At 55.7% G+C, this 12,356-nt stretch carries 10 protein-coding genes; 3 read left to right on the plus strand and 7 right to left on the minus strand.

Annotation, left to right across the window (positions count from 1 at the left end):
- Positions 1-4: 4 nt before the first annotated feature.
- The 5 genes from M017_RS0102310 to M017_RS0102340 all read right to left on the minus strand — a co-directional run bounded on the left by M017_RS0102310 (position 5) and on the right by M017_RS0102340 (position 5,442).
- Positions 5-403 carry a hypothetical protein gene (locus M017_RS0102310; protein ID WP_162179818.1) on the minus strand — a complete coding sequence of 133 codons (399 nt, stop codon included), beginning with the start codon at positions 401-403 and terminating at the stop codon, positions 5-7.
- Positions 404-437: 34 nt separating this feature from the next.
- Entirely contained in the window at positions 438-1,013 is a 576-nt protein-coding gene (locus M017_RS0102315) for a carboxypeptidase-like regulatory domain-containing protein (RefSeq protein ID WP_031495467.1), read from the minus strand.
- 162 nt (positions 1,014-1,175) lie between these two features.
- Positions 1,176-3,713: a hypothetical protein gene (locus tag M017_RS29100; RefSeq protein ID WP_155121189.1), complete on the minus strand. Its 2,538-nt coding sequence runs from the start codon at positions 3,711-3,713 to the stop codon at positions 1,176-1,178.
- Between the two features lie 722 nt (positions 3,714-4,435).
- Complete coding sequence (locus tag M017_RS0102335) at positions 4,436-4,759, minus strand: hypothetical protein (RefSeq protein ID WP_031495474.1); 324 nt, start codon at positions 4,757-4,759, stop codon at positions 4,436-4,438.
- Between the two features lie 458 nt (positions 4,760-5,217).
- Entirely contained in the window at positions 5,218-5,442 is a 225-nt protein-coding gene (locus M017_RS0102340; protein WP_031495476.1) for a hypothetical protein, read from the minus strand.
- A gap of 244 nt (positions 5,443-5,686) precedes the next feature.
- Here M017_RS0102340 and M017_RS0102345 point away from each other — a divergent pair, with 244 nt between their 5' ends.
- Together M017_RS0102345 and M017_RS0102350 are read left to right on the plus strand one after the other, a co-directional pair.
- Positions 5,687-6,028 (plus strand): PadR family transcriptional regulator, encoded by a 342-nt coding sequence (locus tag M017_RS0102345; RefSeq protein WP_031495477.1) that lies wholly within the window; start codon positions 5,687-5,689, stop codon positions 6,026-6,028.
- Positions 6,025-8,727 (plus strand): ABC transporter permease, encoded by a 2,703-nt coding sequence (locus M017_RS0102350; RefSeq protein WP_031495479.1) that lies wholly within the window; start codon positions 6,025-6,027, stop codon positions 8,725-8,727. Before M017_RS0102345 ends, M017_RS0102350 begins: the two co-directional genes overlap by 4 nt.
- Before the next feature lie 6 nt (positions 8,728-8,733).
- Here M017_RS0102350 and M017_RS0102355 read toward each other — a convergent pair whose 3' ends face one another.
- Complete coding sequence (locus tag M017_RS0102355; protein WP_031495481.1) at positions 8,734-9,759, minus strand: alpha/beta hydrolase; 1,026 nt, start codon at positions 9,757-9,759, stop codon at positions 8,734-8,736.
- A 196-nt stretch (positions 9,760-9,955) separates the two neighbouring features.
- On the opposite strand from M017_RS0102355, the gene M017_RS0102360 reads away from it, so the two are divergent.
- On the plus strand, positions 9,956-10,153 hold the full coding sequence (locus M017_RS0102360) for a hypothetical protein (protein ID WP_031495482.1): 198 nt from the start codon (positions 9,956-9,958) through the stop codon (positions 10,151-10,153).
- Positions 10,154-10,158: 5 nt separating this feature from the next.
- On the opposite strand, the gene M017_RS0102365 is transcribed toward M017_RS0102360, so the two are convergent.
- Positions 10,159-12,045 (minus strand): leucine-rich repeat domain-containing protein, encoded by a 1,887-nt coding sequence (locus M017_RS0102365; RefSeq protein WP_031495483.1) that lies wholly within the window; start codon positions 12,043-12,045, stop codon positions 10,159-10,161.
- Positions 12,046-12,356: the final 311 nt, after the last annotated feature.

Raw genomic sequence — 12,356 nt, forward strand, 5'->3', positions numbered from 1 at the left:
CCGTCTATTGTTTCTTCGCTGCTACGTTGATCGTGATCGACCATGACTTTTTATCGTCGATCTTCAGAATGGTCTGACCTGGGTTGAACCGGTAGAACATCGTATCCTGGGGAGCCGATGCTTTGGTCTCTGCCACCGCCAAGATCTTCTCCGATGCGTCCCGAAGTGCAATTTTGGCCTTGGAGAGAACGCGGTTTGGATTGTAAATATGCACTTGATACCAACCTTCTTCAATCGTCACCGCTTCCGGAGCGATATAGTTCGCTCGCACAGTGAAGAAGAGGTGGCCGAGTTGCTCGCCCCGCTGCAGCTTGGCTACCGTGGGTGCCTCCTGTGCGGGAATCGGCACCGCCCCCAGGAATAGAGCCACGATACTCAATGTTGAAATCCAGTGATGCTTCATTTCAGATTCTCCGGCCTTACCAAACACTTCGCGCTTACTTCGCCAATTCCAGCTTCTTCAACCCCTGGATCCGGACCTGAATGGTTTTCGGCCCATCGGATTCAGTCAGAATCTGGTCTTGGTCCTGCGTCACACGCAGTGGCTGCAGCATTTCGTTTGTGCTCACAACGTCAAAAAGTGGACTGTTCGTACGGATCTGAAACTTTGTGTTCGCTGGCACCAAAAGTCGATAAACCCGCTTTAGCTTATTGTCTTGCGAGACCTGAGCGTCAACCACCTCACGCTGGGGCGTGAAGGCTCCGATTGACAGAAACCCGCCGGGGCTTTTGTCTTCGTGTCGACCGAGCAGTCCTTCAGCATCATCAACCTCAACCAGCACTACCTTTGCTGGAGCCAGCTTGACATCCACAGTTACCACTTTCGCGGTTCCGATTATCGGATTGGCCGCTGCCTGCCCCCAGCGGCACATATCGACATAGTCTCCTTCGAGAGCTTGAACACATAGCTCATAGCGTCCGAACGGAAGTCCAGCGAATCGATAGCTGCCATCGGAACTTGTAATCACGTTTGTGGCAAAGGGCTGGTAACGTTCTGGTTGGTCCGCAAGCAATACCGCCAGGACTCGCGCCCCCGCTGATACGCAGCGCCACGCTCATCGATCACGCGGCCAGAAAGGGATCCTGTCTCCTGTGCAACCAGTGAAGACAGCAGAGTAAAAAAGAAAACTAAAATTCTATGTTGGGTTCGAATCATCTCACTATCTCTCTCAGATCTATTGCATCGTCAACTTGCCACGGTACTGCCAACCGCTCCAGTCGCCATTGATGCGCTGTCCCATCATGAATACGTGGCGAGTGCCCGCGAAGGGACTCTTGAAGGTGAAGCGCAAGTTAACTCCAACAATCGTATTGTCGCTGGGTGCCGCTTTGGCGTAGCCACCGATTGTGGTATTCATCTCTACAAGACATTGGCTGTTGTATAAGCTACTGCCGCCTCCATAGAAAGGAATCCACATGAAGCCACTCTCATACTGGCCGGCGTCATCCATGAGGAAGAAATAGTAACCCTGTGGTGACGATCCCGAATAGATTTCCATGCGGAGCCGGCAACCCGAGGCTCGATCCTGGGCAAGGCCGCTATCAGTCTTGGACTTATTGATATTCAGATAGAGGTACTTGATCGGCATACAGGTACTACCGTAGTCGCAAGTGGTTGCCGGATATGGACCGTCCTTGGCCCCATACGTGAGCGCTGTAGTTGCCGTTCCATTTGCCGTTACCGTTGATTCAATCGGATTCGGATTGTTGCTCGTGCCGGAGATTGGATTATAGAAGGTCAGCGAGGGAACGCCACTAGTGGAACTCAACACACGAATGGTATAGAGATTGCTATTTTCCCAGTAAATCTGATTGGGGTCTTCATTTGTCCAGGCCGTGGCATTGTTGTATACAATCGTCCGAACATAGATATCTCTGTCCTGGCCACTATTCCCGGCAGAATAGACAGCTTCCGCCTGATACCCCGACGATACTGGATTCGCGTGAGTCAGATTGCCATCCAGCGCCTGGACAAGTTTGAATTTCGCTACGCAAGTTCCACACATATTTGCCACTTGCATCTTAAGTGTGAGCGTCATCCCTTGATACAACTGCGGGAGCGAAACATTCTGGCTGTTCGTGATCGTAAACGTTGGCGCCACTGGCACACTCCAAGTCGCTCCAATATTTGCGCTCGAATAGGGGACACTCCCACCGGTAGCACTTGTCAGACCCCACAGATATCGCGGACCGCTCATCGCTAGATTACTGAGCTTCAAACTCAGATTCCAAGTAGTAGTGGGGCTCGCAGGACTGCCGCTACTTTGCGACAAATCGATACTGCATGCTCCATTGGAAACCACACCACTGGTTCCTAGCGTGTAGTCGGCTCCAAAATTTCCCGTTCCAGACCAGTCATCTAACTGAAAGTGATAGGTTCCTGCAGTCCGATAGACTCGAAACCGGCAAGTCTGCCCAGCCGGATACTGACTGGCAGTGGAACTCGGGCTCAGGGTAAACATCGCGTACGAGATTCGCGCCTGATCTTCGGGATCTTTGACCGTAACGGCTAAAGTCGTGCTATTGCCACTGGAAGGACTGAAACTGGCGGAGGAAATTTCTTGAGGAGCTTGCGCGATGCTAAATTGTTTGAGGTCAAGCTGAGTCCCATCTTGTAAGCTTTTTGCCTGGATCGTAATTATCGGACTCGGGCATGTTCCAGTCAAGCACGTTGGGGCAAGATAGAAAACCGTAGGAGTCGTGCCCGTTGCCCCCGTGCCTCCGTCAACAACAGTGTCAAAGCTTATATCGTTATTATTCGTGAAGCGCCCAACGTACGAACTAAGCGTACTCGTAATTGTGAACCGTACACCCCGATTGGCTGTTGGAGTCAGTCCACTGAGTGTCGCAGTGAACCCTCGTGATGTCGGGGAGCCAAAGTTCATCGGTGTTGAGGCGCCAGCCATGGAGAGACTGATCTTGTTCAGTTGTATGGCCACCGGTATACAGGAAGTCGGCGAAGCGGCGCTGCATACATTTCCAGAAACCGTCGCGTTTGCGCTCACAGCCGATGGTGCGGTGTATACATTTGCAGCGCCGCTCTGAGTCGTTGGAGACTGGAAAGCGCCCTGCGCAGGATTGGCCCACGTCAAGCTTGTATTGGAGCTGTTTGTGATGGTGGCTGTAAAACTGTTCGACTGCCCATTGTTGAGGGTGACCGTTCCGGATGGCGAAACGGTCAAGCCAACGGGGCCCAGGATATTGATGGTGCCGGTGGTCAAAGCACCAAAGGCGATGCCACTCTTCGCCATTTTCCACTGGAAAGAACAGCCGGAGCAAATGGTGTTTCGAGCGGTGCCAGCGATCGTAAAGACAGCAATTTCGTTCGGAGCAATACTGGATTGACCGGAAGACCAACTCACTTCTCCACCGATGCCAAAATCAGCTGCCGTTGTTCCCTGCGCCTGCAGCTTGTAGCTCGTGGGAGTCCAGGTCGTACCGCCCGTATTACGCATCCGTATGATTGCAGTAAACGCCGTAGAGATATTAACGCTCACCGGCAAATCATTGGGCTGGGCTAATTCTTGAGTAGCCAGATCGATGGCCGCGTTCTCAATCGCGATCACCCGGCCATTCAGGCGAATGTATTCCTTGGTCTGAGCCCAAGCGCGATCTGATGCGAGCAGGCTGCACAGACTCAGCATGTACAGTATTTTTCGATATGTCGCATGATCTAGATACACGTCGACCCATTGGCGCAAAAGCGTCTGCACGCAAAACCCTCCCATTACCCAGCCACCGTAACACTCTCAGCTCGGTCTGGAGTGATATCGCTCAGTCAAGGTTGAATCGTCAGCTTAATTCAAACTAATGATATCCGTCAATAACTAATTATTGATTGGATCATTAAAGATTAAACTTATTGAGGGCAGCGGAGGAACTTTCTCTCTACGGCATGATGAGTTTCTGAAAGTAGGCACGAATATCTACACATCCCATAAGGCGAGGCCCCCATCCCGCGTGTGCCCGAAACGGCCCCGGCAGCCCCCTCCATCCAGGAAATGCCAGCTCAAATTGACGTGCTCCTCCTCCGAACCTTGCATGGGGGCCATTTCCGAGAGGCGTTACACAGTGCCAGATACAGGATCCTGAAAACAGCTTCCCATTCGGGAAGGGATTCTTAGTGTCCTTGCGAAACTCGTCTGCAAAAATGGAAGAGTGGAATTACTCGATTCCGCCACAATCTGGTGATTCGGCTATTCGACGCACAATTCATCGAGTACCAGTGGGACAGCTTTCAACACCAATGTAGATCTACACCTGCGCTTGCAGAAAGCCGCGCAACCCGCCAACCAGAGCTGAATCCCTTCCTTGGCACATGCCACAAGCCCAGGCACATTCTTCTAGCCTTCCTCATCCACCCGCCTCAAAGCGCACCAGATACAACATCGGATCGAGATATCCCGGAAGCCATTATTGTCGAGGTTGATGAGAGTCAGAGCATTGCGAGGCTGATTCGGAGTTGCGAAATTCCCGAAATGGGCAGCCAGGAGCCAACGGTGATCTGGTGAGATCGAGATCGATCCTGGTTGCGGCGCACATTCATCGAAGTTTGGATACTGCCCGTGACCAGAGAGATCACTTCAATCCGGTTTGCGGTGAAGTTCGCGGCATAAAGGACCCCGCGCTGCTCATCGAGCGTCAGATCTGCCGCTTGTCCCCCAAGATTGCCGTTCCGAATGTCGCGGCGGATGCCAATCTCATGCCGAAATTGGCTTTTATCGGTCAGCGTCCGCCAGCCTTCAGACAGTATCGGCACCTTCTGAAATGAGACTGGGACTCACCTCAACCCCATACATCTCGGTCAATCGCGCTTGGATGCGCGACATTCATCCTACATACACCCAGCGCGATGATCTTCGCCACGGGTCCGAAGCTTCTGCGCCAACTGTGACTCAAAACCGTTGTTCGCGCTTAAACATCTTCCAACTCTTTCAGCTCGGAGAACGGAGTTGATATAAACCCTTTGTCCCCCCTTACGGCGTCATGAATCAGTCCTCTTCCAGGTTTAGCCCCATTGCAGCCCAAGCCATCAGCAAACAGCCATCGCATCTTTCAAAATCATTTCTCCTTCCTGATCAATTCCTTAGACCAGCATTTACGCCTCCCATCCCAAAGCTCCTGCTACCATATTTCCGAAGGCATAGTAGCGTCCTTCAGCAAGCCCGAGACTCCAGATCCCGGGCTTTTTCAATTGCACCCAAGGTTTTCGCCATGCTAGCCGAAGCCCAGATCAAGATCTGCCATGCGAGGGGCTGCAAAAGGTAATGGCCGCAGGGGCAGCGCAAGAATGTTCCACTCCTCCTGCAACGCGCTCCGCCACGGCGCCGACTCAGAATCGATCCCTGATCTCAATGTCCGTTCCATCGAAAGACTCGACACCCAGAAGCCGGACTTGCCCACCAGAAACAGTTCGAACTCCGCTTCGCCCAGGCCTTCCAACTCCCCTGTCTCACATCCAGTCGATCCGCCGTAATAAGGCCGAAATAGCGTACAAACAGCGAAAACGAAAGAACGAACCTACCGAGCACTTAACCCCATTGCTTCTAACTACTTAGAAGGTCAGAAAATGTCCTGGAAACAGCATTTTTGTAACAGAACCCGATGCAGAAAGGCGGCAGAGCACACACGCCTCATCCTTCGACCTATTCAGCGCTATGCTCAATGGTAGAAGGTTGAGGTATAGATGGCTTCTTCTCGATTCCCAATCCCCCAAGGCACGCAGGACATGTTGATTCTCCAGATTCTGTCGCTGGAGCCTGCACACGGCTACGGCATTTCCCAACGGCTCGAACAAATTTCGAAATCCGTTATCCAACTCAACCAGGGCTCCCTCTATCCTGCGCTCCATCGGCTCGAACAGAAGGAATGGCTCCAGGCGGAGTGGAAGCAATCGGAAACAGGACGGGAGGCGAAATTTTATTCTTTAACCGCTGCCGGACGAAAACAGCTCGCCGCTGAGAAAGAGAGCTGGGCCCGGCTGACGGGAGCCGTCCAACTCATCTTCGATGAGGGGAGTTGGTCATGAAGCAAATCCGAAACTGGTTCCGGCTGCGCAATCTGGAACAGGACTTCGCCCGGGAGTTGCAATACCACCTCGACAGCCGCGTCAGCGATCTGATCCTGTCCGGTTTGTCTGAAGCGGAAGCCCGCAAACAGGCCACACTCGAACTCGGTGGCATCACCCAAATCCAGGAAGAAGTGCGTGATGTTTGGCTGACGCGATGGCTAAGAGACCTCACCTATGACCTGCGCTTCTCTGCCCGGTCCTTTCGCCGCAATCCATCGTTTACGGCGACGGCAGTACTTTCGCTAGCACTCGGCATTGGCGCGACAACCGCCATCTACTCGCTGGTGGATCAGATCCTCCTGCACACGCTTCCAGTACGCAGCCCGGAACGTCTCGTCCTCATCGACTGGAAGGGCGATCAGGTAGGCAACGCCTTCGGCAGTTATAACCTGATGTCCTATCCGATCTGCCGCGACCTGCAACAGCAAGAGCGATTCTTTGAAGGTGTACTGTGCCGTGCTGCCATCACCGTCAACCTTTCCACCAGCGGAGAGAACAAGCCCACTGCGGCGGAGATCGTTTCGGGCACTTATTTCCCTGTGCTTGGAGTCAGGCCGGCACTGGGTAGAGTCTTGACCGTTACAGATGACCAAGCACCTGGCGCCAGTCCTGTCGTGGTGCTTTCTTATGACTACTGGACAACACAACTCGCTGGCGATCCGGATGCAGTGGGCAAGAAGGTGATGGTTAATCAGCACCCGATGACAATTGTTGGCGTGGCCACTCCCGGGTTCCATGGCATCGATGTGGGCGAAGTTCCAGCACTCTGGATTCCCGCCGCAATGTCAGAGCAAATGCTTCCTAGTTTTCATGACTTACTCGATCGCCGCACTAGTTGGATGCAAGTGCTGGGACGGCTGAAGCCGGATATGACACTCCCACAAGCACGGGCAGGACTACAGCCCTGGTTCCAGGCAATGCTCAACGACGATCTGCACCGCGCAGGCTTCCCCAGCATTACAGCCGAGCGGCGGCAGCGCTTTCTGGGCTCAACACTTGCCCTCACACCCGCGCCACAGGGTCATTCCAGCCTGCGGCGCAGGCTCTCGCAGCCGCTCTGGGTCCTGCTGGCCGCAACCATTGTGCTGCTCGGTCTCGCTTGCCTGAACGTTGCCGGTCTTTTCCTGGCACGCGGATCGGTTCGCCACCGGGAGATCCATACGCGATTGGCGCTGGGAGCTTCCCGCGGACGAATCGGGCGGCAGCTCCTTGCCGACAGCCTTCTTCTTGCACTTGCGGGTGGATTGCTCGGGGTCCTGCTGGCTCCTCTTGCGGTGAGGACACTCATTGCATTTCTACCTCGCGACATCGCGGCAAACTCGCTGCAAGCGGTCATCGACACACGACTGCTGCTTTTTGCGTTCGCCATCAGCGTAACCACAGGTTTTCTGGCTGGCTTTGCACCGGCACTGCAGGCGGGCCGTAGTTCACTGATCTCTTCGCTGCGAGAGCGGGTGGGCACAGTCTCTGGCGGCATCCGGCTTCGAAGGATCCTTGTCACGGCACAGATCGCGTTTACGCTGATCCTTGTCATCGGAGCCGCCTTGTTTGTTCGTACGCTGACCGGCTTGATGGCAAAGGGGCCAGGCTTTGATACCTCCAGTCTGATTTCGTTCGGCATCGATCCGCTTCGCAACGGCTACACCCCGGCAGAAGCCAACCGGCTGATGCGCCGGATCCAGGACGAGCTTCGTACTTCGAGAAACGTACAGACCTCAGCCATCGCCCGCTTTCAGTTGCTGTCCGGTGGGAGTTGGAATAACCCCATGACCATTCAGACCAATCAAAGAATGATCACGGATCGCGAGGTCCATCTGAATGCAATCAGCCCTGGCTTCTTCGCCACCCTTGGCACTCGATTGGTCGCCGGAAGGGATTTTGAGGAACGCGACTCGCTCCCTGTCAATGCGGGTGGACGCCGGACGGCGATTGTCAATGAGGCCTTTGTGAAGCGATATTTCGACGGGCGCAGCCCGCTCGGCGCGCACATCTGTCAGGGCGCGGGACCAGACACAAAGCCCGATCTCGAGATCATCGGCGTCGTCGCCAATATCAGCTATCGCGGTCTGCGCGAGGAGCGGGAGCAAGCTTATTTCCCGATCATCAGTGGCGAAGGCTTTGCTGGCAATTTCTATGTGCGCGTACAAGGAAGCACCGAGACAGCATTGCAATCGATTCGCACGATCCTTCGTGATGCAGATCCGGCATTGCCCCTCACCTATTTCCGCACGCTGAACGAGCAGGTCAACCGCTCCTTGAACACAGAGCGTATGCTCGCTACGCTTTCCGGCAGCTTCGGCATGCTGGCGCTTCTGCTCTCGCTCGTCGGGCTCTACGGTGTGATGTCCTTTGTCGTCACACAACGGACACGGGAGATTGGCATCCGGCTGGCGTTGGGTGCGACACGGTTAACGGCTGTCTGGCTTGTACTTCGAGATGCACTGCTCATGATCTTTGCGGGAATTGCCATTGCCCTGCCGTGTGTCTGGGCGCTGGGCCGCCTGATTGAATCGCAGCTCTATGACGTACAGCCAACGGACCCCGTGGCCATTGCTGGAGCGATTGTGGTCCTCTGCGCAACGGCAATGTGCGCAGCATTCATTCCAGCCCATCGGGCTGCGGCAGTGAACCCTACGGATGCGTTGCGATTTGAATAGAAAGGATTAGTGGAGAGAGCTCCACATGCTGTGGATTGCGGCAATAATCGCACCGGGGCGCTCCTGGGGCATATCGTGGCCACTATCTGGGACGATGATCTGCCGGCCTCGGCTAGAGAGGTGCATCTCCTCCACTTGCAGATCGTGGATCCAGATCTGGTCTTGTTGCACCCGCTGTTCGGGCGTGAGTAACGGATCCAGTTCATAGGGCCTTCCTGCCGTCAGCACAATCAGCGGCCGGGCTCCAAGACTACCCGCGGCAACGGCTTGCGCACCACTGGCTTCCCAGGAAGCATCTTCAGCCTGGATCGCGCGCTGGTAATTAGGACGCTGCTCAAGATACAGAAACTCTTGCTGGAGCCGCTTAGAAAGGAAGCGGGACCGATTCCATCCGAGGGACAAGGCAATTCGCGCCAGCCCAAGATGAATCTGAAGTGGCGCAGCAATCCGCGGCCAGATCTCGCTGCGCTGCTGCGCCGCCCGTTGGGCAGGTGTAAGAATCGTGTCAATACGCTTTGCCTCGTCGGGATGACTGGCATCAACCAGCACCAGGCCCGCCACATCCTGGGGATATCTCCCTGTAAACAAGCGAATGTTGTACCCACCAAAAGAATGCCCGACCATCAGGAAAGGCCCGGTTTCACCGGCAGAATCGAGAAGAGCCTTCAGCTCTTTGGCAATCTGCAAACTGGTGCGAGGCGCGCGAGAAACATCGCTCCAGCCATAACCGGCCCGGTCATAGGAACAGACGCGGGTGAACTTGGCAACTTCGGGTTGCACCAAAACCCAGTCGAGGGCTGGCCCGCCCAAACCGCTTTCGAGAATGACCGCGGGGCCGCCTTGGCCACTGCAATCAAGATTGAGCCGCAGCCCAGAGGCGTCGAAAGACTTTCCTCTTTGCAGAAAACGATCAGCGTCAATCCGCATGGCGACGGCCTGATAGATGGCGCCCATACAGGCGAATACCAGGCCTCCAGCTAAAAACGCGGTCAGAATACGGAGGATCTTGCGAACGACGAATGTCAGAATCATAACCGGAATCAGGGTGTCACGTTTTGCCCGCGCGCTCCAGACTACCAATCATGATCAGACACTTCTCTCCCCTGCTGCTCGCGCTTGTGTCCCTTGCGGAATCCACTCCGGCCGTCAAGCCCGGCGTCTATGAGTGCATCGATCAAAATGCGAACATCTCCCCACTCGCCTTCGAATCATTGATGGCACAACTTATATGAGTTCCTCTGGAAAGAAGGGCCGCTATTCCTATGACGCGGCCACTGGCACACTCAGCCTCGACCCTGGCAAGAATCGGGCCCCCTACCACCGTGTCAACTCAACCACCTTCCGCTTGCTCAAGGAAGACGGCAGTCTCGGTGGATTCACCTGCCCGCTCAATCTCTCGAAGAATCCGCAGCGCCCGCCCCGGTAGAGCCTTCAAGTGGAGTAATCCACTTTCACCGTTTCAGAGAAGACCTGGGTACCGCCGAGCGTCACACCCGGCAGCCCATGCAGATGGACTTCGCGCAGTTTCGGCAAACCTCTCAGGAAGAGGAGTCCAGCGTCGGTGATGCCCTTGCACTCATAGAATTCAATTTGCTCCAAAGACATCATCCGACCCAGGATGTCGAGACTGCGATCGGTGATCTGCGTCAGACCCGCATAGTAATAGGCCAACGCCAGCTTCGCGATGTGCTCCGTCGCAGCGTCGCTTGTGTCGCGGCAGTACATGCAGGTGAGCCGAGTCAGCCGCCCGCATTGGCCAATGTACCGGAACGCGTCGTCGTTCATCCCGATCGGCGTCAACTCCCGCAAGGAGGGGAATAGCGGCAGGCTGGAGAGCGCCTGGTCGCTTACATTCTGGCAACCCACACCGAGAGAGTGCAGTGCCGGCATCTGCGAGAAGGCAAGAAAGCCACGGCTGCCAAAGTTCGGACAAACACGGCCCCAGAAGCCTTCAAGACTCTGCGAGCGGCTCAGGGCAACAAAGCCATCGTCAGTGGCGACTGATTCCTGCGCACGCAGCTTGCGTAGGCCTGGGATCGCAGCAATGTGCCGCATGGCGATGTCGTCGCTAAGTTCGCCGTCGCAACCAAGGACGGCTAGACTCGGCAGCGCCGACAGATGCGCAAAAGCATCTGTCGTAATTCCAGTGACATGCCAGAAGAGATCGAGGTCGTAAAGGCCCTCGAGTCCAGCCAGACTGGCGAGTCCTGCGTTGGTAAAGGGTCCATCGAGCAGGAGCTTGAAACCAGTCTCCTGCCAATGTTTCAAGAGCGGGAACTGATGCAGCAGCGCGAGCCCGGTATCGCTCACGAGCCTGCCGCTGCTGAAGTGGCGGAGCTTCGCCTTCCCTTGCAAGGCTTCGATGGCCCCATCGCCAGTGGGCGAGCCCATGAGATCTACCGTTTCCAAATGCTCGCAGAATCGCAGATTCGCGATGCCCGCATCGGTGATACCCGACTGCCAGTTCATCTCAAAGTGCCGAAGATTCGGAAGATGACGCAACACAGCAAGTCCGCGATCGGTCAGCTTGCCGCCCGGATACTCGTTCAGATCGAGGAACTCGAGTTGCGGCATCCGGGCCAATTGCAGCAAGCCGTCGTCCGTCAGTTCTCGAGAACCGCCTAGCTTCAAAGCGGTAACGTGATCGAGTGTGGCGATGCGGGCCAGTGTTGCGTCCGTCATGAGACCATTCGCCTCGACCGCCGGGATGCGATTCTCCTGCAGGACTGCGATCAGTTCGTCCCACTCCGAGGCACGCAAACGGCGTCTGGGACCAATTCGCTTCTCTTTGGGGTCGAGAATGTACGGCGCTCCCGGCGGGGACGCGCCCACCCCTACAGCCTCAAGCAATGTCTCCCAACTGCCAAAACCCGCGTCCTGCGCAATCAGCATCTGCGCTTCGTCCACCGCCAGGTAGTTCTTCGGCACACGCGAGGAGCGCTCCCGGAATGCATAGACACGACGCCAGATCTCGGCGCGCAGATCCTCGAAGCTAAAGCTACGTTCATAGTGTTGGTTCAATAGCGCGAGCGCGGTCTCATCGCCTTCGTAGGCATCAGCAAAGGCTTGCGCGGCGCGCCGATACTTGCCGGCAGCAGGCGTGAAAGACAGCTTCAAGTGCTTCCAACTGGTTGCGCCATATTCGCGAGCCAGAGCGTGCTGGACATCGCGCAAGACAGGCTGCTCAGGAGCATTAGGATAGGCACGCTGCATCCGCGCGAGCGCCGCCGCATCATGGACATGGAGCGCTTTCAGCCAGCGCTTGGCCTCTCGTCTCAGATTGTCGAGAGTCGTAGCAGAACTGAGTTTTCGGGACATAACCTTCCTTCCGCAATTGCCCAGTGTCCGCTTCGTTCAGGGCTGGAATGAAAGGTTCGTAAAGAAATGAGAACCAATTGGGTGGGAGCACGCTCCCTTGCCGCGGACCGGAGGCGCCCCAAGGCGCGCTGGGCCTAGACTCGCATAACGCGAAGTTAGTGTCAACCACCTGATACACTCAAGCATCGAGAAGCTTGACGACATCGGATGGCCCATCTCGCTGCCCAGGCTCTGGGCTCAGCATCCCGCTCTTCTCAATCGGCTCCCCGTTCGAGCATCTGTTAGACAACACCGGCGCGACCCCAGCGGCA

This window comes from Bryobacter aggregatus MPL3, from assembly GCF_000702445.1.
Lineage (GTDB): Bacteria > Acidobacteriota > Terriglobia > Bryobacterales > Bryobacteraceae > Bryobacter > Bryobacter aggregatus.